We start from the raw sequence: 21,743 nt of genomic DNA, 5'->3' as shown, positions 1-21,743 counted from the left end.
CGGCTGCAGAGAAACAGCATTCACCTAACGCGTAATTAACAGTGACTTTAACAACCTCATATTATTAATTATAGTCACAAATATATTAATGATAATCGTTAACTACAAACCTTCTTAACATAAAGAGAGGCTATCTCAAAAATCATGGTTAATGAATTTTGGGACAGCCTTTTTTTACATGAATACATATTATTTTGAAGAGATAATGTCTTCAGTTGGAACCGTCGACATGAATTTCTCTTTTTGTTCAAGTAAATTCATTCGCATCACAACATTTTGATAAATCCCCATTGAAAGCATAAGTAGAAGCAAGGATGAACCACCATAGCTTATAAACGGGAGGGTAATCCCAGTGATTGGAATAAGCCCAGTCACTCCGCCGACATTAATACCCACTTGAATTCCAATCATGGAAGAAATGCCAATCAAGAGCAGGCTTCCGAATGGGTCTTTGCATTTTGCAGACAGGATAAAGCCCCTTAAGACAATGAAACCAAGTATCAGAAGGACGAAAGCCACGCCAAATATTCCTAGCTCTTCCGCTATGATTGCCATAATGAAATCGGTATGAGATTCGGGAAGGTATCCATATTTTTGAACACTGTCTCCAAGTCCGACTCCCGTAATGCCACCAGAACCGATCGCAAATAAGGAATTCACAAGCTGATACCCATCTGCTCCTGCTGTACCAAATGGATCAGCGAATCCGGTAAACCGGGATACTTTGTTTTCAGAGAAAATACTGGAAAAATTCCCTGTCACTAGTACGCCTAAAGCAACAATACCAATTAATATCATTGTCAGTATTGAAAGTTTAAAGATACTTTGTAGAGACATGCCAGATGAAAGCACCATCGTCCCTGCAATAAGGAATATGACGGCTGCCGTTCCATAATCAGGTTGGATGCCTATTAAAAAACAAATACCAACTAGAAAGACAATAGGAGGTATGACGGCTTTATCAATGCTATTGATTTTATCCTGCTTTTTACCATACATGGCTGCCAGGTAAATGATCATGGCCAGCTTAGAGAATTCAGCTGGCTGAATAGAACTTGTCCCTAATTTAAACCAGCTTGTGGCATTACCTGCCGTATGGCCGAAGATGAAGAGAAGCAAAAGGATACCTGCCATCCCGAACATCATACTCATTAAAAATGTTTTGTGCTTGTACATTTTATAAGGTAGAATCATCGTCACAACCATGGCTATGAATGAGATTATAAAGGCCATTTTTTGTTTCTCAAAGAAGAAATCCATGGGCTGGCCGTATCGAGCAACTGCAGTAATCATGCTCGAACTATAAATCATGACTAAACCGAATAGACAGAGTAATATGACTGCGATGAAAATGGGGAAGTCATATGCTTTAATAATTCTTTTCACTTGTGCGCTCACCTCGAATATGTATGCGCGAAAAATTCGCCTTCTTATATAGTAACGGAAAATCGGCTAGATAGATAATAATTTTATTTAATAAGTAGAATTTAACCAAAAAGTAATGAACGTAATATATTTAACCGAAGAAACTACCAACACGAATCCATGATCCTTCCTTAAGAAAGAAGTTCGCTACCAATGATGATTATCCTTTCAAAAACAAAATATATTTCCTTTTGTTGATGTATAAATAGTAATAATTTGTAAAATAAATTACAATCAAGAAATACAAGGGGGGATAATCATGAATCATGTATACTTCTTTACTGGCTTCCCGGGTTTTATAAGCAATCAGCTGATTAGGGAGCTGTTAAAAAGGGATGAAGCAGCCAATAAAATCTATTTGCTCGTATTACCCGATCAAATGGTAAAAGCGGAAGCGGATATCAAAGAGATAGAAAGTGAGCTCGATGGAACAAAGGTGGATTTCGAGTTGATAATAGGTGACATAACGAAGGAGAATCTTAATATTTCCGCCGAGGTGATTCAAATTCTTCATAAAAAGATTACACATGTCTTTCATCTGGCGGCGATATATGATTTAGCTGTCCCGGAAAAAATTGCCCAGCTTGTCAATGTCGTGGGTACAAAGCATGTGAATGAGTGGGTTAAGGGCATAAGCAACCTGAAACGATATACGTATTTTAGTACAGCTTACGTTGCTGGAAATCGAGAAGGCAATTTGTACGAGCACGAACTTTTACTTCCCAAAAGCTTCAAGAACCATTATGAGCGGACGAAATATGATGCAGAAGTGTTAGTCGAGGAATTGAAAAGCGAAGTGCCGATCACAATCATCCGGCCAGGAATTGTCAAAGGACATTCCAAAACGGGACAAACCATCAAATTTGACGGACCATATTTCATCCTCAATTTTCTCGATCGTCTAAGTTTTCTCCCCATATATCCGTATATCTCGTCGGAAAGGGAGACAGTCGTCAACCTGGTACCGGTCGATTATATTATACAGGCAACGGCTTATCTGGCATTATATAAAGATGGGGTGGGGAAGACGTATCATCTGACCGATCCCAATCCGTGTAAGGCCACAGAAATATATGAACTTTTTGTCGGTGAATTATATAAGAAAAAACCAAAAGGCCACGTGCCAATGGCATTAAGTCAGGCTTTTTTATCGATTCGTCCTGTACGAGCCTATTTAGGTGTCGAAAAAGAAGCATTGGAATACTTCACCTGGCAGGGGCGATTCGATTGTACTGAAGCCCAAAAGGATTTAGCAGGGTCAGGAATCATTTGCCCGGATTTCAGAGAAGGTGTGCCAGCCATGGTCGAGTTTTATTTAAAATACAAGAATGAAAAAAGATACCAAATAAAAATAAGGTGAAGCAAGGGGAAAAGTTATGGAAGAGTTACATGAAAAGTGGGAAGTATACTCTCCGGCAACCGGGGAGATGATTGCCGAGCTGGATGAAACCCCAATGGAATCCATTCCTAAACTATATACAAAATCAAGGCAGGCTTTTGTGTCTTGGTCAAAACTATCTATCGATGAACGCTTGAAATATTTAAAGCGCCTTCGATTACTGATGGTTGAAAAGATGGATGAGATAGCAGAAACTATATCGAAGGATACCGGGAAGGTCAAGATTGAAGCCTTGGTCGCTGATATAATGCCAACGATCGATGCAATCAAGCATATTGAAAAACATGCAAGGAAAGCCCTTTCGAGACAAAAGGCAACCACACCATTAATGCTAATCGGAAAGAAATCTTTCATTGACTATATGCCGAGAGGGACCGTACTCGTCATCTCACCTTGGAATTATCCATTCCAACTGGCGATGGTGCCCATTCTGAATGCTTTAGTTGGAGGAAATACGGTTATTTCCAAACCTTCGGAAGTAACGCCTTTAGTAGGAGTGAACATGGATGACTTGTTTCAAGAAGCTGGATTTCCCGATGGGGTCATTCAATTTGCGCATGGTGGGAAAGAACTTGGTGCAGCATTAACGGAACAAAAACCGGATTATATATTTTTCACTGGTTCTGTAAGAACAGGTAAAATTATCGGTGAAGTCGCTGCTAAACAATTAATCCCCACCACCCTTGAGCTTGGGGGCAAGGACCCGGTGATCGTATTCGGGGACGCAAACTTGGAACGTGCTGTGAATGGGGCATTGTGGGGAGCTTTTACCAACAGTGGACAGGTCTGCATGAGTGTTGAAAGGGTATATGTGGAAAGGTCGGTGTATAAGGAATTCTTGTCCTTGCTTAAAGAAAAGGCGAATGCTTTAAGGCAGGGTACACAATTGACAGACGATGTTGGTTCGATGACGTTCCCTGCACAGCTTGATATTGTTGCAGAGCACCTTGATGACGCACTGAATAAGGGAGCCGTAATCGAATCCGGTAGCAAACCGAATGACTGGAAATCTGGACAAACCTATTTCATCCCACCGACTATACTATCTAATGTCGATCATTCAATGAAAATCATGAATGAGGAAACATTCGGTCCAATTCTTCCCATCGTCCCATTCGATAGTGAAGAAGAGGCGATTCATCTTGCGAATGAGAGCCAATATGGACTTAATTCAAGCGTTTGGAGCATGGATGAGGAGAAAGCCAATCGGGTTGCCTGCCAAATAGTGACGGGGGCGGTTACCATTAATGATGTTTTGATCACGGTTGCCAATCATGGCCTGCCATTTGGCGGCGCAAAACAAAGTGGTATCGGACGTTATCATGGAGAACAGGGTATGCGAATTTTCTGTCATGAAAAAGCAATCATGGTGGATAAAGGGAAAAAGAATTCGGAAATCCAGTGGTATCCGTATGAAGGGAAATACCCAAGGTTTTTATCGCTGTTCCAACACTATTTTTCAGCTAAAACGAATTGGATTCAATTTGGTAAGGAATATATGCACTTATTAAGGATTTCCAAAGAAAAAACGAAAAAATGATTGTTCTTTTTACCATTAACACGTATACTACTTAATATACTTAATATCTGATTTTCCTTTAATCAAAGGGGAGTAGCGTTAGGGTTCGCCCTAAAACAAAGTCGTCATTACGTGAATGGAGACATTCATCGGCTTTGTTGACATGATTTTTCATGTTCAGCAAGACCTTTGCCTATACGGCAGAGGTCTTTTTATTTTGCCAAATGCCGATAGGTAGGAAAATATAAAACTATTGGAGGTAGAATAGATGGAAGTTTCATTATTATTGGAATATGGTTGGGTCCTTCTTATCTTAGTTGGACTTGAAGGGATACTCGCAGCTGATAATGCAGTTGTCATGGCAGTGATGGTTAAGCATTTACCAAAAGATCAACAGCGGAAAGCCTTGTTTTACGGATTGCTGGGTGCTTTTGTTTTCCGTTTTGCGAGTTTATTTCTTATTTCTTTCCTTGTCGATGTTTGGCAAGTGCAAGCAATCGGAGCGCTTTACCTACTCTTCATTGCATTTCAACATCTTTATAAAAAATATGCCGGTAAAGGCGAATCTGAAGTTAAGAAACCTAAGAAACAAGCTGGCTTCTGGATGACCGTCGTTAAAGTTGAGGTAGCGGATATTGCATTTGCCATTGATTCGATGCTTGCAGCAGTTGCATTAGCCGTTACACTTCCAGCGACAGGGTGGATGAAAGTTGGTGGCATAGACGGGGGGCAATTTGCGGTCATGTTCCTCGGCGGGATGATAGGATTGATCATCATGCGATTTGCAGCTAATGGATTTGTCAAATTGCTTCATCAACGTCCATCGCTTGAAACTGCAGCTTTCTTGATCGTTGGCTGGGTAGGGGTGAAATTGGCCGTCTACACGCTTGCACACCCTTCGCTTGGAGTTTTGGAGCAACATTTTCCGGAATCAACCCTTTGGAAATCCATTTTCTGGACCGTGTTAATAGGGATTGCTGTCGGTGCGTGGATCATTTCCAGTAAAAAAGAAAAACAAATTCAAGAAGTATAAAAAAGTCAGGCGTGAAAATCACGCCTGACTTTTTTATGAGTGATAAATTAATCATTTACTGGAAAATTCACATGTAACCCACAAAAAAAATACCGCTAATTCGAAGTTTATGATTAAGAGTCGAATATTAAATTAAAGTAATAAAAATGACAATCGCCCTATAAAATAGCGGGATTGATTAAAGTTTTTTATTTTAATGTAATTACTATGTAATAAACGAGAAAAAACTAAGTATTTTATCATATTACATTTATAATTTAATATGCCGTTTTTACGAAAATAGGTCTTTTGGAACTGTCTTTTAGGCTCCCTCCGCTTAAGATAAATATGTTGATGTGTAATTGTACCTTCAACAGGAGCGAGGTGACCAAATGCTTGGTTTGTTGTTTACAGCATTCAAAAAAAAGCGTTCTTTAGAATCAACCGTTTTGAAAATTCAACAAGGCGATAGAAGCCTTCGTAACGATACCATAGAATCATTCAAGCCTTTTATAGCTAAAACCGTCTCTTCCGTTTGCAGACGTTACATATATGAATCAGATGATGAATTCAGTATTGGGTTGATTGCTTTTAATGAAGCGATTGACAAATACTCCCCTGAAAAAGGAAGCTCCTTACTTGCATTTGCAGAAACCATTGTGAAAAGAAGGGTTATTGACTATTTGCGGAGCCAGTCAAGGCGCAAAGAAGTGGCAGTGGATATCGCGCTGGACGACGAAGGTCATCAAAACCAGGATTATTTTGATAATATAAATTCCATTCAGGAATATGAAAAGCAATTAGAATCAGAAAAAAGGAATGAAGAAATTCAGCTTTATATCAGTCATTTACAAGATTTTGGCCTATCATTTGAGGACCTTGTCGACAACTCTCCCAAACATGCTGATGCGAGGAAAGGAGCAGTTATGATGGCTAAAATGTTAATGGAGGATGACGAGTTAAAAGAAATCCTGTTTACTAAGAAACGTCTTCCTGTTAAACAGCTTGAAGGCAGGGTGGATGTAAGCAGAAAAACCATAGAGCGGAATCGAAAGTACATCATTGCCGTGGCCATCATTTTAAATGGTGATTTCCTGTACCTGAAGGAGTATATAAAAGGGGTGATTAATGGATGAAAAGAGGAGTTGTTCTTTCTATAAATAAACGGTTCGTCACTCTTTTGACCCCAGAAGGTGAGTTTTTAAAAACTAAACGACAAAGCCGGCCTTATAAAGTCGGAGAAGAAATATCCTTTTCGAGCGTTAAACAGAAGTTCACGTTTTCATTCTCTAGTTTGAATATGCCTGCAAAAAAAACAGTGGTGTTCAGTTTGGCATCCAGTTTTCTTATTCTTATATCCGTCCTACCATCATTCTTTACTGAACATGTCTCCGCTTATATGACATTCGATGTAAATCCAAGTATCGAACTGGAACTAAATGATGAATTGGAGGTTCTCAAACTCACTGGCTTGAATAGTGATGGGAAGCTCGTAATTAAGGAGATTTCAAACTGGAAAGGCAAGAATGTTAAAGTAGTCACAAATCGTATCGTCATGACGACAAGAAAACTCGGTTATATGGAAGGGAAAAAACAAATTGTCGTTTCAACAACTTTATTAGATGATAATAAAGCACTTGATAAGAACCTAAAAGCAGAAATTAAAAAAGTCTCAAGGCAGGAGAATTTTGCCCAAACAGACCTTAAAGTTATTCCCGCAACAAAAAATGACCGGAAGAAGGCCAAGGAACAAGGTATATCAACTGGTAAATTCGTTGAAAAGAAGTTAGATAAAGCAAGCAGCAAGAATGAAAAAGAAAGCAAGAATGGTAAAGAGAAGGCTAAGGAAACACAAGTGGAAAGTTCAAGTTCAATAACCGGTAAGAAAAATAATAGTCACCACAATGAATCCCCTAAAAATGAAGCTGAAACGATACATATAAAAAAACAGGTGACTGAACAAAAACAAAAAGCGATCGAAACCAACGAGAAAGTAAAGGCAAAAAAGATTGAGTCTCACGAAAAGGAATATAAAGTGAACTTGCCAAAAGAAAAAGAGATAAAGAAGAAACAAGTGAAAAAGGAAAATACCCCAAAGCATCAAGGTCAAAAGGAAGAACCCCCAAAACAACAAAGGTTTAAAAAAAATAACCCAAAGCAACAAGTTCAGAAAGAAAAAGCTTCAAAGCAGAGGCAGGATGAAAAACTCCTAAAGCAGCAAGCTCACAAGGGAAAAGCCCCAAAGCAACATGGGCAGAAGGAAAAAGTATCAAATCGCCAAGTACAAAAGGAAGAAACTGTGAGGCAACACCCGCAAAGGAAAAACCCTCCAAAACAAAATCAAAGAGGAAATCAGTTCAATCATAGAGGCTTAAAAGAAAGTCAAGATAAAAAGTAAGTAGAGCCCAGCAATTGCTGGGCTCTTAGCCATTTTATTCAATTTTTTTACTGACCTTTAAGTTGAGACTGTGCTTGTTGGACTAGCCGCTTTGTAATCTCCCCACCAACAGAACCGTTGGCACGAGCTGTTGTGTCTGAGCCTAATTGGACACCGAACTCTGAAGCTATTTCATACTTAATTTGGTCTAATGCTTGTTCGATTCCCGGAACAAGAAGTTTGTTACTGCTGTTAGCCATTTGAATTCCCCCTTTTGTCAGCGGCTTGTGCCGCTGTAATTATAGTATAAGTAAAAAAGGTGTTTTTACTTATGCAGGGATATCGAACTTATTGGTAACCTTACCTTATTGTTGCAGGTAAGGGAGATACTAAAAGGTAATGGAAAAAAGGACGGAAAAAGTGTACACTAATATAGATTTTGGAATGGTTCTATCATCAATTACATAGGAGTAAGAAAGGAAAACTCTGCATGAGAGCTATCAAAAAACTATTATCAAAATTAACGCCGGCCCAACTTATCGTTGGTTATTATTTTATGGCTGTCACCATTTCCACTGTCCTTTTAAGTCTGCCGATTGCTTTGAGGCCTGGAGTAGAATGGGATTTCATGGACGCGCTTTTCACAGCCGTTAGTGCAGTGAGTGTAACAGGATTAACTGTAGTCAATACACCCGAAGTATTTAGCCAGACCGGCTATTTCATTTTAATGTTTGTTCTCCAATTCGGCGGGATTGGCATAATGACACTAGGAACGTTTTTTTGGTTGATTTTAGGTAAAAAAATCGGAATCAAAGAAAGACAACTGATCATGACTGACCAAAATCAGACGAATCTTTCTGGCCTCGTTAAATTATTGATACAGATCATTAAGATTTTTGTCGCAATTGAATTAATTGGGGCTCTCATTTTAGGTCTATACTTTTTGAATTTTTATCCGAATTGGAAAGAAGCCTTCATCAATGGCCTCTTTTTAGCTGTCAGCGCCACCACGAATGCTGGTTTTGATATTAGTGGGATTTCGATGATTCCATTTAAAGGGGATTATTTTGTGCAATTCATCACGATTATCCTCCTGACCCTAGGGGCCATTGGTTTTCCTGTTTTAATTGAATTGAAAGAGTTCTTGTCGAATAGTTCCCGAACGTATAAATTTCATTTTTCCTTATTCACTAAACTAACGTCTGTAACCTTTTTCGGTCTTATCATTGGAGGGGCCATCCTTATCTACCTACTTGAAATAAAGGGTTTCTTTAGCGGGAAAAACTGGCATGAATCACTTTTCTACTCTTTATTCATGTCGTCCAATACGAGAAGTGGTGGACTTTCCACGATGAATGTTAGTGAATTTTCGGAACCCTCTTTATTACTTATGAGCGTTATGATGTTTATTGGTGCATCGCCCAGTTCAGTTGGTGGAGGGATACGGACAACGACGTTGGCTATCATGATTCTCTTTTTATGGAATTTCATGAGGGGGAGAAAGTCAATTAAAATATTCAAAAGGGAAATACATCCTGAAGATACTCGCAAAGCGACTGCTGTCATGATAATGGGATCCCTGCTCTGCATTATTGCCATCTTCATTTTATCGATCTCCGAGAACTTCACTTTAATACAGATTATTTTTGAAGTCTGTTCTGCTTTTGGATCCGTGGGCCTTTCGATGGGAATCACGCCTGAACTGAGTAATATCGGTAAGATAGTTATTATGATTATTATGTTTATTGGTCGTGTGGGAATTACTTCCTTCCTTTATATCATTGGTCATAAAGAAGTTACAGAGAACTACCATTATCCTAAAGAACGCGTCATAATTGGCTGATCATAAAATAGTCAAGATAAACCTCTCCCCAAAATCGGAGAGGTTATTTTTATTAGTGGCAGGAATTAAGGAGGAACTGTTGAATTTTAATTTAATAGGGATATTTTAACATTCCATCTTTTGCCTCGTATAAATGCCGTCCCTAGGAAGGTAGGTTTCCGTTGGGGCATTTTATCTTGCCATAATTGTTGCATTCTCTAATGTCAAACAGCACTAAAGAAGAGCCATCTATCATAGGCAATGAATTATTGTAAAAATAACAATTCATAATTTTGTAAAAATAATAATATATCGGAAGTGAAATAACATACCGACCAGTTAGTTAGTAAAGGGAGGAATTATCTTGAATTTTGAACACACTCAAAAAGTGAAGGATTTAGAAAAAAAGTTAATCGAGTTCATGGAGCGATATGTCTACCCTAATGAATCTGTGTATCAAAAGCAATTAGAAAATCAAAACACCCGCTGGAGTGATATACCGCCCATTCTGTCTGAATTGACCGATAAAGCAAAGGAAGCGGGACTATGGAATTTATTTTTACCAGATAGTGCTCATGGAGCGGGTTTGTCGAATCTCGAGTATGCGCCACTTTGTGAAATCATGGGGAGGTCCATGATAGGACCTGAAATATTCAACTGTAACGCCCCAGATACTGGGAATATGGAAGTGTTGGTCCGATATGGTACGGATGAACATAAAGAACGGTGGCTGAAACCCTTGCTTGCTGGGCAAATACGTTCGTGTTTTTCGATGACTGAACCTGAAGTGGCGTCTTCTGATGCAACTAATATTGAGTGCAAAATTGTAAGAGAAGGTGATGAATATGTCATCAGTGGCCGAAAGTGGTGGTCATCAGGGGCCGGTGACCCGAGATGTGAAATTGCCATCGTCATGGGTAAGACCAATCCGGAGGCTCCCAAATATGAGCAGCAATCGATGATTCTTGTACCGTTAGATACACCGGGTGTCAAAATTGAACGAATGCTTTCTGTATTCGGATATGACCATGCGCCACATGGACACGCTGAAATTACTTTTAATGACGTGAAGGTCCCTGCAGAAAATATACTATGGGGTGAAGGGAAAGGATTCGCAATCGCTCAAGGTAGGCTAGGGCCGGGCAGGATACATCATTGCATGAGACTGATCGGAGCAGCAGAAAGAGCGCTTGAAGAATTATGTAAGCGCATACAAAATCGTGTTGCATTTGGTAAACCATTGTCGAAACAAGGGGTGATCATGGAATGGGTGGCGGATTCGAGGATCGAAATTGAACAAGCCAGGCTTTTGACGTTAAAGGCCGCTCATATGATGGACACTGTCGGAAACAAAGAAGCGAAAGCAGAAATAGCCATGATAAAAGTAGTAGCACCTAATATGGCTTTGAGAGTGATAGATCGTGCAATCCAAGGTTTTGGAGCTGCAGGGGTTTCCGGCGATTTCCCACTCGCTGCACATTGGGCCAATGCTAGGACCATGCGGCTTGCGGATGGTCCGGATGAGGTTCACCGTTCACAGGTCGCTAAAATCGAACTTCGTAAATACGAAAAGAGCGAGGTGAAAATATGAAAATAACCGAGTTATTCGATCTAACTGGAAAGACAGCCATCATAACTGGCGGTGGAAGAGGGCTGGGCGAACAGATAGCGATCGGCTTTGCCGAAGCTGGGGCTAATGTAGTCCTTTGTTCAAGAAAGAAGGAAGCATGTGATGAAGTAGCGGCTCGTATCGAGAAACTTGGTGTGAAGGCACTTTCCTTTAAATGTGATATCACGAATCCCGCTGATGTACAAGAAGTCGTCAATGAAACGTTTCGGTCTTTCGGTTCCATTGATATTTTGGTGAATAATAGCGGTGCGTCCTGGGGGGCACCGGCCATCGACATGCCCCTCGAAGCCTGGAATAAAGTGATGAATGTCAATGTGACGGGAACATTTATCATGTGCCAGACCGTTGGTAGGATCATGGTCGAACAGGGACATGGAAAGATTATCAACATCGCATCCGTTGCGGGGCTTGGAGGTACGGATCCCAATGTTCTTGATGCGGTCGGCTATAATGCGAGCAAAGGAGCGGTAATAACGTTAACGAAGGATTTAGCGGCTAAATGGGGCCAGCATAATATTAACATAAATGCGATAGCCCCTGGCTTCTTTCCGACAACTATGACAAAAGACGTCCTTGCTAAAGGGAAAATCCCTATATTGGAATCAACTCCGCTTAAAAGGTTAGGTAACGAGGATGATCTGAAGGGGGCTGCGGTATACCTTGCCTCAAAAGCTTCAGATTATGTGACAGGCAATATCCTGATTGTTGATGGCGGTTCACATGTCATGTAGGAAAAAGAACTAAAAATTGGCTGGAGGGTGATGTAATGAACAATAAAAAATGGCTGACCGTTTATCCAGATTCAATATCCAAGGAAATAGAGGTTCCGGATATCCCGGTGCAACAAATCCTGCAAAATGCATGTAAAGCCTATCCAAACAACATAGCGATCACCTTTTATGGGAAAAAGATTTCGTATCAAGAGCTCTTCTTTGCCTCACAGGATTTTGCATCGAGTCTTCAAAAAAAAGGAGTTCAAAAAGGTGATCGCGTCGCCCTCATGCTACCTAACTGTCCTCAATACGTTATTGCCTATTATGGGGCGTTGACCGTAGGAGCGATCATCACCCAGGTCAATCCGATGTTGGTCGAACGGGAGCTACAGCAAATTTTACAGGATTCCGGTGCCGAGACCATTGTCGTTTTAGACGGATTATATCCAAAATTGAAGAGCGTCCAGCCGAATGGAAATGTGAAAAATGTCATTGTAGTCAGCCTCCAGCCATCTGAAGCAGATTTTAAAACGGATGTCTCTTTTGACCAGTTTATGAAAACGGGTGATGGAAACATATCTCCTGTTACATTTGACTCTATAAACGATATAGCCGTCCTTCAATATACAGGGGGAACAACGGGTCGATCCAAAGGCGCCATGCTGACACATCGCAACATCTTGGCAAACGTTGTTCAATCGTATGAATTTTTTAAACATGAGCTAACAATGGGCGGTGAGCGAACGTTGACGGTCATCCCGCTTTTTCATGTATTTGGGATGCAGTCTGCAATGAATTTATCCATATACACGGCCGGGGATTCGATTATGCTCCCTCGTTTTGAAATAGAAGAAGTGCTTGAAACCATCAAGCGTGAACAGCCAACTACGTTTCCTGGTGTACCGACGATGTATGTCGCATTGACCAACCATCCTAAAGCCGAAGAATACGGTATGGATTCCATACGACTTTGTAATAGTGGAAGTGCTCCTATGCCTCTTGAATTGCTTCGTGAGTTCGAGAGGAAATCAGGTGCGAAGATATTGGAGGGGTATGGACTTTCGGAAGCATCGCCCACGACGCATTGCAATCCGGCATTTGCTGAAAGAAAGCCAGGTAGTGTAGGAATCGGGTTTCCATCGACGGATTATAAAGTTGTAGACCTGGGTGAGGGGATGAATGAAGTGTCTCCTGGTGAATTGGGGGAGTTGGTGGTTAAAGGCCCACAAGTTATGAAAGGGTATTGGAATATGCCGGAGGAGACGGCGGTCACTTTGAAGGACGGTTGGCTTTATACGGGGGACATAGCGAAGGTGGACGAGGATGGATACCTCTATATTGTCGATCGGAAAAAGGATTTAATCATCGCCAGCGGATATAACATTTACCCAAGGGATGTAGAAGAAGTGCTTTATGAGCATCCTGCGGTCCAGGAAGCGGTGGTTATCGGAGTTCCAGATGCGTATAGGGGAGAAACCGTAAAAGCGATACTTGTTCTTAAAAAGAATCAGGAAACCAGTGAGCAGGAAATCATCGAATACTGTCGTAAAAATCTAGCTGCTTACAAAATCCCTCAATTAGTCGAATTTCGAGATGAACTTCCAAAAACAAATGTTGGGAAGATTTTAAGGCGAGCATTAAGGGAAGAAATGGCGAGGAAATAAAATGGTTTGATTGTACGAAACCGTATGGAGCAATTCAACTGATATTTTAACAGTTCGATCCAAATGGAGAAAAAACGGACCGGGAAGTGGCGGAAATATTCATGGAAATGATTTTGCAGGGAATCGAGAAAAACTAGTTAAAAAGGAAGGATGAGTCGATGTCGAACAATAAAATTCAGTCCATAACGGTCATTGGGGCGGGCCAGATGGGTCACCAAATTGCGATGCTTGCTGCCCTTGGTGGCTTCAATACGATATTACAGGATGTTCAAGAAACGGCTCTACAAACCGCAAAAGGGAAATTAGAAGGACTCATGAGTAAATGGGTACAAAAAGGAAAGCTGACTGAAGACAGTAAATTGGCAGCCTTCACCCATCTTCAACTTACGACCGATTTGAATAAGGCCGCAAGCGGTGCGGATTTGATCATTGAGGCGGTAGTGGAAAAAATTGAAGTGAAGCAGGAAGTCTTCGCCAAGTTAGAGCAAGTGGCACCTTCAGAAACCATTTTTGCGACGAATAGTTCGACCATCGTGAATAGTTTGCTATCTGGAGTGACAAGTCGCCCTGAAAAGTTTATCAACATGCATTTCTTTTTCCCGCCGCTTGTCATGGATTGCGTGGAAGTAGTCATGAGCGATCAAACATCCGAAGAAACAGCAAAGCTTGCTTTAGAAGTCACTGAGAAAATGAATCGGACAGGCGTTTTACTACGTAAGGAAATTTCGGGTTTTGTCGCTAATCGTATATTGGGTGCATTGCAGAAGGAAGCACTCTACCTATATGAAGAAGGCATAGCGGATTACAAGGATATCGATTTAATTTGCCGAAAAGCATTAAGCCATCCCATCGGCCCCTTTGAGCTTATGGACTTGTCAGGTATTGATGTAGGGTATTTCGTCATGCAACAACGTTATAAAGAAACGGGAAATCCAAAAGATAAGCCTAATGCTTGTATAGAAGAAAAGGTTAAACAGGGTGATTTAGGTAGGAAAACCGGTAAAGGTTGGTATGACTATACAAATCAAGGAGTGAAGAATATATGACGAACTTAGTGAGAGTAGAAAAAGAAAATATGCTTGCCATCGTGACGATTGATAATCCCCCGTTAAATGTAATCAGCAAACAAGTGCTTCAAGGACTATTGGGGATTTTCACACAGCTTGAAAATGATAATGAAATCGTAGCAGTTCTTATTACAGGAGCTGGAGATATGGCTTTTGCCGCTGGTGCGGATATAAAGGAGTTCCCACAAATGATGGGCAATCCCAATATGATGGAAACGGTAAGAGAAAGCCATGAGATTTTAACTAAAATTGATAAATTCCCTAAACCAACCATTGCCGCCTTAAATGGTATAACTTTAGGCGGTGGTTGCGAATTGGCTCTAGCTTGTGATTTACGTGTTGCCGAAGCAAGCGTACAAATTGGTTTACCGGAAGTGAAATTAGGATTATTTCCTGGAGCTGGAGGCACGCAGCGTTTGTCGAGACTTGTAGGAAATGCTAAAGCGAAGGAAATTATTTTCACTGGTGATCCACTGACTGCACAAGAAGCCGAAAGAATAGGGCTTGTCAATAAAGTTGTGGAACAGGGAGACGGTTTAATGGAGTCTAAGAAGTTAGCTTCCAAAATGACAAGTCATTCATTACAGGCTCTTTCAAGAATCAAAAAGGCAATCGATGAAGGGAGCGAAGCGACTCTTGAACATGGATTGGAAATTGAAGCGAACCTTTTTGAGGAAATCTTTCAAACGGAAGATGTGAAAGAAGGAGTTACGGCATTTTTGGAAAAGCGAAAACCCGCGTTCTCACATCGCTAAAAATGGAGGTATCATATGCATGAACTAAAAGTGAATGTCCGTTTTTCGGAAACGGATGCATTGGGCCATATCAACAACAGAAGTTATTTCATTTACCTTGAAGAGGCCCGCCTTAAATTTTTTGAAGCGCTGGGATTGGTGTCAAGCGTCGAAGGCTGGAACTTCTTGTTGGCTTCGACAAATTGCAATTTCTTTTCCCAAGGCTACTTTAACCAACTCCTCACCGTTCGGACGTATTTGACTAAAGTAGGAACGAAAAGCTGTGAGTTGAGCCAAGATATTCTCTGTTCGCAAACCGGTGAGCCCATCTCAAAAGGTACGGCGGTTTTGGTTTGTTTCAATTTTACGGAACAAAAAAGTGAACCAATTCCTGAAAGGGTAAAAGAAAAATTAGTCCCGCATCTAGTTCATAGCTAGTTTAATTCATGTATGTCAAAGGGGTGATGGAAAAGATGGGTGATACAATTCCTGTTCGTTCCGGGGAGGAACTTAATGTAAATAGATTGGAGGCTTTCCTTCAGGAAAACATAGTGGAGGTTCCAAATGAACGATTAGAAGTGCAACAGTTCTCTATAGGATATTCCAATTTGACCTATCAGCTTAAAATCGGTGAGTGGGAAGCTGTCCTGAGGAGACCACCGCTTGGTCCGGTCGCTCCTAAAGCCCATGATATGAATCGTGAACACCATATTCTTTCATCCATCCACCCGTATTACCAAGCAGCGCCTGAACCTATATTATTTTCGGATGATGACTCGATTGTTGGTGCCCCGTTTTTTCTTATGGAAAGAAAGCATGGAATTGTAATAGATTCCGAGTTTCCAAAAGGTATCGTTCCGACTGTCGAAAAATGCCGTCAACTCTCCAATATCATGGTTAATCAGCTTGCGGACCTTCATTCCATCCCATATGAAAAGACGGGACTGGCGGAGATCTCCAAGCCTGAAGGATTTATGGAGAGGCAGGTACGAGGATGGATTTCCCGATACGAACGAGCAAAGACAGAGGAAATCAAGGAAGTAGGCCCGCTCATCGCTTATTTACAAACGAATATACCGCATTATAGTCAAACTTCAATCATCCACTATGACTATAAAATCAATAATGCGATGTTCAACCATAATGTAAGCGAGATGGTCGGTCTTTTTGATTGGGAAATGGCAACTGTGGGGGATCCGCTGGCTGATTTAGGTGTTGCAATGAGCTATTGGACGGAAGAAAGCGATCCAGAGATGGTCAAAGTCGGTTTAGGTCAGGCTTCGATTACAACCTTGGATGGTTTTATGTCAAGAGACGAATTCATCCAAGCATATGCTACTAAAAGCGGCCTAGATGTTTCAAACATGGATTTTTATAGGACTTTTGGCTATTTTAAGTTAGCTGTCATCCTTCAGCAAATCTATTATCGCTATGAATTGGCACAGACCAAGGACGGCCGCTTTGCCAAACTGGGGCAAATGGTGAACAGTTTAATTACTCATGCAGCCCAAGTGGCCGCGAAGGAAGCCTGATGAGATGAAAAAGGTGCACATACAATTGCTGTTAAAAAAAGAAGGGATAGATAAAGCCAAGCTTCTGGACGCTGAGAAAGTGGCAGTCGTACTGGATGTGTTCTACCGACGACTATCGTATCTGCTCTTCATAACGGAGCAGAGCAAGTGATTCCGGTCCTTAACCCTGAGGATGCCCTGGTGAAAAGCAAAGGCATGGCCCCAGGGGAATGCCTGCTCGCTGGGGAGCTGAGGACCAAGTCGATTGAAGGTTATATCTACCCGAGTCCGACGCTTTTAAATGGGATGGTCCAGGGTAAAACGCTTGTCCTATCAATAACTAATGGCACGGTAGCGCTGCAAATTTCAAGTTCTGCCAAAAAGGTGTATATTTCCTCTTTGCTTAATAATCCATCCGTAGCAGAAAAGATAAAAAACGTTTACCAAACCGAAACCATTATTATTGTGTGTTCGAGAAATTCGGGTGAATTTAGTATGGAAGATTTTTATGGGGCAGGACACTTGATTGATTGTTTGGTTCAAGGTAAACGAGATGCTTTTATACTGAATGATGCTACCTTGGCTGCTTGCACATTTTATAGGAAGAATGTCGATGAAGCCTTTCAAATTATACAATCTTCGCATGTTGGACAACCATGATTTAAAGGACGATTGGAAATTGGCAGCTCAAAAGGGATCGATAACCCTTGTTCCTGAGTTGATAAACGGAAAAATTCAAACTGTAAAGAACAGCCAGTAAACGTTAGATGGTTACTGATGGGAAGGGGTGAAACAATGAGATTTTCACAGTCCATTGCTGTCATAACGGGTGCAGGTTCTGGTATTTGCAAATCGACAGCCCTTCGACTGGCAGAAGAGGGGGCAAAGTTTTTTTGGTAGGAAGAACAAAACGGAAGCTTAAAGAAGTAGCCGCCCAAATCAATGCCCGCCATACCATTCCGCTGGCTGATATTTTTCCTTCCGATGTTACGAAGAAGATGTGAAAGAGCTGGCATTGTACATTAAAGAACAATAATGAGGGGGAGAAAAATGAAAGCAATACAATTTGAAGCCTATGGTGGCCCAGAAGTCTTAAAGTTGACAGAAAAGGAAAAACCGACACCTACGGGATATGATGTGCTGATTGAAATTGACTGTGTAGGCGTTAACTATGCCGATACAGCTCGTCGGGAAGGACAGTATGTCGTGCCGACCCCACTCCCATTTATACCAGGTGCGGAAGTTGCGGGAGTTGTGGTGGAGGTAGGAGAAAAGGTTACAAAAATCAAGTCGGGAACAAGGGTTGTGAGTTTGATCGACTCAGGCGGGTATTCAGAATATGCTATATCCAATGAATTCTCAGTGATCCCGTTACCGGATGAAATTTCATTCCATGAGGCCGTTGCTTTACCGCTACAGGGTTTAAGTGCGTACCACATCTTGAAAACGATGGGACGTCTACAGCCGGGGGAAGCGGTACTTATCCATGCAGCTGCAGGAGGCGTTGGAACAATTGCGGTGCAACTTGCGAAAATATTCGGAGCTGGAAAGGTAATCGCTACTGCAAGTACGAAGGAAAAGTTGACACTGGCAAAAGAAATGGGTGCGGATGTGCTCATTGATTACACACAAGAAGGATGGGAGTTAGAGGTGAGAGAGGCAACCGATGGAAAGGGCGTGGACGTCGCGCTTGAAATGGCAGGTGGGGATATTTTCAATAAAACATTGAAATGTCTGGCCCCGTTTGGTCGATTGGTTGTTTTCGGCAATGCGAGTCGTGAAACATATACGATGAACCCCCAGACCTTAATGCGCCGTAATCAGTCTGTTGTAGGTTTTTTCCTGCCGCAAATCATGAAAAAACCAGATTTGCTGTTACCAAGTATCAAAGAGCTATTTTCGTACGTGGCCTCAGGTAAATTGAAATTGACAATCGGGGGCGTTTACCCTATTGAACAGGCAGCAGAGGTTCATGAAGAAATGAATTCGCGTCAAACGAAAGGGAAAATGATTTTGCAGGTTAAATAAGGAAGAGGGTGTCCTGGATTTGCAGGACACCCTCTTTAATGTGAAGGTTAATCCGTTTCGATGCTAACGTCTTTATCCGGGTGAAAAAAAGGAGCTTCAGGGTCTCGTTTTGCTTCTAACAGTTCCCGGTTTTCCGTAGAGTTCCAGCCAATATCATTTGTCGGGTGTACCCATTCATCTCCAGCCATGATTTCGGGATCCGTATCCTCGGACCAATTTTCAAGTGGTGAATTGTCGGAGGCATATTTACTATCCCCAATTACCACTCCGTAGTCATTCACAAAAGGAGCCTCTGGTTGTATCCCGGTATTTTTAAAGCTGGGCGCATTGATTTGATGGGGCTGAGTATCGGATAAGATCGGATTGTCCAACTTTTTTTTCATCGTAATCCCCCTTGTTTTAGTATTAATTTACGCGAATGAACTTAAATTATCCGTGAATAATTTTGATCCGAATTACCCCATTCTATCATGTAAACTTTTTTATAGAGGTGGAATGAAAATGAAAAGGAAAGCTAATGTGGATGGAGCTGTCAAAGCAAGTAAAACGCCGAAGAAGAATCAAGGCATAGATGAATTTTCTAATGAGTTTGCAGCAGATGAAAATGTCATGAAGGGTGCCAACCGCAATTCTAAGCAAGGAAGAAAAGGAAGAAGCTAAATGAATACACATACACGTAAAACAGAGAAACAAGAAGATAAAGTCCAATACGTACGAACGGAATTCGGAATGGAATTTAGTGAAGAAATGAATGCAACCAAGATTTATGAAATATTGGCTACAAAGAATAATAAAAAATAAAAAAGAACGGACCCGAAAATTGGGGTCCGTCCTTTTTTTTATAGGGTTGTGCTTTCAGTTTTTGAAAGGGAAAAAATCCTTGAACCTTTACCACTTGGATCAAAATAAGCAAGCATGATCGATGGTTGTTCAATAATGGTCCCATTTGTCAAATAACTTTCCAAATCAAAAGGAAGCTCTTCAATCAATGTATGCTTGAATATTTCCTTTTCGTTCAGTTGCAAGTCCTTGAAATCAGCTCCAAGATATTCAGGATTTTGAAGGACCTCATCATAAATCTTTGAACGTCCTTGTTTATCTAAAGCGGCTTCCCACCAAGGCTTACGTGGTTTATATTTTTGATTCGTAAAGTAATCCAATTTCATGAGTCCGAGTACGTTTTTCAACTGGTCGGTATTTCGTGCAGCCAGGAACTCTTCTAACCGCCTGAATAGATCTTCTAGCTGATGACCAATGCGTGACCAGCCCTGCTCATCCCAATAGGTTCCGAATTCCTGGAAAAAGTCGAACGGTGAGTTAAATACCGTTTCGACGAGGAACTCAGTCGTATAATTCATTCGATGATCGTTCCAGTACTTTTCAAGAACGTCTTCGACTTGTTTAATGCGGACAATATCATCAAAGGATAAAACGTTATTTCCAAGGATTTCGTAAGGAGCGTGATCACTATAAATATAATCGTGCTCGTCCGCTCTAATTCGCAACCCAGTGCCACGTAACATTTTTAAGAAGCCAAGTTGCATTTCCTCAGGACGAAGCGCAAAAACATCATTGAAGGTCTTTCTGAATGTCGAGTAATCTTCTTCAGGCAACCCGGCAATCAAGTCGAGATGTTGATCTATTTTCTGACCGTCTTTTACCATTGTGACGGTTCTGGTTAGCTTTTCGAAATTTTGTCTTCTCATGACGAGATCATTCGTGTGATCGTTTGTCGATTGTACACCGATTTCAAAGCGGAACAATCCGGCAGGTGCATTGTCATTTAAGAATTGAATGACTTCAGGACGCATGATGTCAGCTGTGATTTCGAACTGGAAAACGACCCCAGGTTGATGCTCATCTATTAGAAATCTGAACATTTCCATTGCGTAACTCCGGCTGATATTAAAGGTACGATCCACAAACTTAATCGTTTTTGCTCCATTATCCATCAAGTATCTGATGTCTTCTTTAATTTTTTCACGGTCGAAATAACGGACACCCACTTCAATCGACGATAAACAGAATTGACAGCTAAATGGACAGCCTCGGCTTGTCTCGATATAAGTAACCCGCTTGGATAATTCGTGACGGTCTTCCTCTAAACGGTAAGGTGATGGAAGGGATTTTAGGTCCACTTTACCATTCTGGGGCTGAATCACTTTCTTTCCATCTTGACGATAGGCAATTCCACTAACCTTCTTATAGTTTTGTTCTCCTTCAATTTCCGAGAGCAGGTCTTTGAAGGTAACTTCTCCCTCACCGATGACAATAAAATCGGCACCGGGAATTTGATCTAGCCAATCATGGACATCGTATGTAACTTCAGGTCCACCGAGGATGATAACTAATTCCGGTTTGATTTTCTTCAGCATGGCTACGACCTTCATGGTTTCTTCGATATTCCAAATATAACAACTGAACCCGATTACATCTGGCTTTTTAGAATAGAGGTCACCGACGATGTTCATAATCGGGTCTTTAATCGTGTATTCCGCTAGCTGTGCATCATACTCGGGCTGTGCATAAGCCTTCAGGTATCGTATGGATAGAGATGTATGGATGTATTTTGCATTAAGGGTACTAATAATTATATTCATAAAAAATGCGTGGAAAAAACGCCTATCTCCTTTCGCGTACATGTTATCTAAAAGTCAACAAGCACTAACGAATAATTTTACCATAGCCCTGTCCATTTGAAAAACCGATTATGGTCAAAAAGTGTTGTTTTAAAAAACGAAAAGGGGCTGTCTTATAAGTCCTTTTTCGAGTAAGAAAACGTAAAATTGAAGAGGCAGAAATGTTGTTAAATCAACATTTCTGCCTCTCTTTATTTATTCAA

General features: G+C 41.1%; 22 protein-coding genes and 1 riboswitch. Of the genes, 18 read left to right on the top strand and 4 right to left on the bottom strand.

Going from position 1 to position 21,743, the window contains the following annotated elements; translation table 11 throughout:
- Positions 1-189: 189 nt before the first annotated feature.
- A complete protein-coding gene (locus tag ACIQXN_RS16215) occupies positions 190-1,386 on the bottom strand; it encodes an FtsW/RodA/SpoVE family cell cycle protein (protein ID WP_402968700.1) in 1,197 nt (398 codons plus the stop codon).
- A gap of 298 nt (positions 1,387-1,684) precedes the next feature.
- On the opposite strand from ACIQXN_RS16215, the gene ACIQXN_RS16210 reads away from it, so the two are divergent.
- The 5 genes from ACIQXN_RS16210 (at position 1,685) to ACIQXN_RS21565 (ending at position 7,753) form a co-directional block, all read left to right on the top strand.
- The gene (locus ACIQXN_RS16210) at positions 1,685-2,785 is read left to right on the top strand and encodes an SDR family oxidoreductase (protein ID WP_402968697.1); all 1,101 of its coding nucleotides are present in this window, start codon (positions 1,685-1,687) and stop codon (positions 2,783-2,785) included.
- A 16-nt stretch (positions 2,786-2,801) separates the two neighbouring features.
- Positions 2,802-4,364, top strand: a complete 1,563-nt coding sequence (locus ACIQXN_RS16205; RefSeq protein WP_402968694.1) for an aldehyde dehydrogenase family protein — start codon at positions 2,802-2,804, stop codon at positions 4,362-4,364.
- Positions 4,365-4,419: 55 nt separating this feature from the next.
- Positions 4,420-4,522, top strand: a riboswitch (yybP-ykoY riboswitch).
- Positions 4,523-4,611: 89 nt separating this feature from the next.
- Positions 4,612-5,376 carry a TerC family protein gene (locus ACIQXN_RS16200; RefSeq protein ID WP_402968691.1) on the top strand — a complete coding sequence of 255 codons (765 nt, stop codon included), beginning with the start codon at positions 4,612-4,614 and terminating at the stop codon, positions 5,374-5,376.
- 371 nt (positions 5,377-5,747) lie between these two features.
- Positions 5,748-6,491 carry an RNA polymerase sigma factor SigI gene (gene sigI / locus ACIQXN_RS16195; protein WP_402968688.1) on the top strand — a complete coding sequence of 248 codons (744 nt, stop codon included), beginning with the start codon at positions 5,748-5,750 and terminating at the stop codon, positions 6,489-6,491.
- Complete coding sequence (locus ACIQXN_RS21565; protein WP_483878344.1) at positions 6,488-7,753, top strand: anti-sigma factor domain-containing protein; 1,266 nt, start codon at positions 6,488-6,490, stop codon at positions 7,751-7,753. Before sigI ends, ACIQXN_RS21565 begins: the two co-directional genes overlap by 4 nt.
- A 47-nt stretch (positions 7,754-7,800) precedes the next feature.
- Here ACIQXN_RS21565 and ACIQXN_RS16180 read toward each other — a convergent pair whose 3' ends face one another.
- The gene (locus ACIQXN_RS16180; RefSeq protein ID WP_402968685.1) at positions 7,801-7,992 is read right to left on the bottom strand and encodes an alpha/beta-type small acid-soluble spore protein; all 192 of its coding nucleotides are present in this window, start codon (positions 7,990-7,992) and stop codon (positions 7,801-7,803) included.
- 230 nt (positions 7,993-8,222) lie between these two features.
- Between ACIQXN_RS16180 and ACIQXN_RS16175 the strand changes: the two genes are divergently transcribed.
- From ACIQXN_RS16175 to ACIQXN_RS16125, 11 genes are all read left to right on the top strand, one after another.
- Positions 8,223-9,575: a TrkH family potassium uptake protein gene (locus tag ACIQXN_RS16175; RefSeq protein WP_402968682.1), complete on the top strand. Its 1,353-nt coding sequence runs from the start codon at positions 8,223-8,225 to the stop codon at positions 9,573-9,575.
- Positions 9,576-9,975: 400 nt separating this feature from the next.
- Complete coding sequence (locus tag ACIQXN_RS16170) at positions 9,976-11,145, top strand: acyl-CoA dehydrogenase family protein (protein WP_402968838.1); 1,170 nt, start codon at positions 9,976-9,978, stop codon at positions 11,143-11,145.
- Positions 11,142-11,915, top strand: a complete 774-nt coding sequence (locus tag ACIQXN_RS16165; RefSeq protein WP_402968679.1) for an SDR family oxidoreductase — start codon at positions 11,142-11,144, stop codon at positions 11,913-11,915. The genes ACIQXN_RS16170 and ACIQXN_RS16165 overlap by 4 nt, the downstream gene beginning before the upstream one ends.
- Positions 11,916-11,950: 35 nt before the next feature.
- Positions 11,951-13,561, top strand: a complete 1,611-nt coding sequence (locus ACIQXN_RS16160) for a long-chain-fatty-acid--CoA ligase (protein WP_402968676.1) — start codon at positions 11,951-11,953, stop codon at positions 13,559-13,561.
- A gap of 158 nt (positions 13,562-13,719) precedes the next feature.
- Positions 13,720-14,607: a 3-hydroxyacyl-CoA dehydrogenase family protein gene (locus ACIQXN_RS16155; RefSeq protein ID WP_402968673.1), complete on the top strand. Its 888-nt coding sequence runs from the start codon at positions 13,720-13,722 to the stop codon at positions 14,605-14,607.
- Entirely contained in the window at positions 14,604-15,383 is a 780-nt protein-coding gene (locus ACIQXN_RS16150; RefSeq protein ID WP_402968670.1) for an enoyl-CoA hydratase, read from the top strand. The genes ACIQXN_RS16155 and ACIQXN_RS16150 overlap by 4 nt, the downstream gene beginning before the upstream one ends.
- A gap of 15 nt (positions 15,384-15,398) precedes the next feature.
- Complete coding sequence (locus ACIQXN_RS16145) at positions 15,399-15,800, top strand: acyl-CoA thioesterase (protein WP_402968667.1); 402 nt, start codon at positions 15,399-15,401, stop codon at positions 15,798-15,800.
- Positions 15,801-15,826: 26 nt separating this feature from the next.
- Positions 15,827-16,894: a phosphotransferase family protein gene (locus ACIQXN_RS16140; RefSeq protein ID WP_402968664.1), complete on the top strand. Its 1,068-nt coding sequence runs from the start codon at positions 15,827-15,829 to the stop codon at positions 16,892-16,894.
- Between the two features lie 4 nt (positions 16,895-16,898).
- Positions 16,899-17,045: a hypothetical protein gene (locus ACIQXN_RS16135; RefSeq protein WP_402968661.1), complete on the top strand. Its 147-nt coding sequence runs from the start codon at positions 16,899-16,901 to the stop codon at positions 17,043-17,045.
- The gene (locus tag ACIQXN_RS16130; protein WP_402968659.1) at positions 17,042-17,533 is read left to right on the top strand and encodes a 2-phosphosulfolactate phosphatase; all 492 of its coding nucleotides are present in this window, start codon (positions 17,042-17,044) and stop codon (positions 17,531-17,533) included. Before ACIQXN_RS16135 ends, ACIQXN_RS16130 begins: the two co-directional genes overlap by 4 nt.
- Positions 17,534-17,923: 390 nt before the next feature.
- Entirely contained in the window at positions 17,924-18,901 is a 978-nt protein-coding gene (locus ACIQXN_RS16125; protein WP_402968656.1) for a quinone oxidoreductase family protein, read from the top strand.
- A 47-nt stretch (positions 18,902-18,948) separates the two neighbouring features.
- Here the strand turns inward: ACIQXN_RS16125 and ACIQXN_RS16120 are convergent, their stop codons facing one another.
- Positions 18,949-19,284, bottom strand: coding sequence for a DUF3905 domain-containing protein (locus tag ACIQXN_RS16120; RefSeq protein ID WP_402968653.1), 336 nt, complete (start codon positions 19,282-19,284; stop codon positions 18,949-18,951).
- Positions 19,285-19,402: 118 nt separating this feature from the next.
- Between ACIQXN_RS16120 and ACIQXN_RS16115 the strand changes: the two genes are divergently transcribed.
- Both ACIQXN_RS16115 and ACIQXN_RS16110 read left to right on the top strand, forming a co-directional pair.
- The gene (locus ACIQXN_RS16115) at positions 19,403-19,561 is read left to right on the top strand and encodes a hypothetical protein (protein WP_402867950.1); all 159 of its coding nucleotides are present in this window, start codon (positions 19,403-19,405) and stop codon (positions 19,559-19,561) included.
- On the top strand, positions 19,562-19,702 hold the full coding sequence (locus tag ACIQXN_RS16110; RefSeq protein WP_402968651.1) for a hypothetical protein: 141 nt from the start codon (positions 19,562-19,564) through the stop codon (positions 19,700-19,702).
- A gap of 38 nt (positions 19,703-19,740) precedes the next feature.
- Here ACIQXN_RS16110 and ACIQXN_RS16105 read toward each other — a convergent pair whose 3' ends face one another.
- On the bottom strand, positions 19,741-21,501 hold the full coding sequence (locus tag ACIQXN_RS16105; protein ID WP_402968648.1) for a B12-binding domain-containing radical SAM protein: 1,761 nt from the start codon (positions 21,499-21,501) through the stop codon (positions 19,741-19,743).
- Positions 21,502-21,743: the final 242 nt, after the last annotated feature.

Origin of the sequence: Peribacillus sp. NPDC097295 (genome assembly GCF_044761665.1) — a bacterium.
GTDB lineage: Bacteria > Bacillota > Bacilli > Bacillales > DSM-1321 > Peribacillus.
This window is presented reverse-complemented; position numbering and strand designations above follow the sequence as displayed.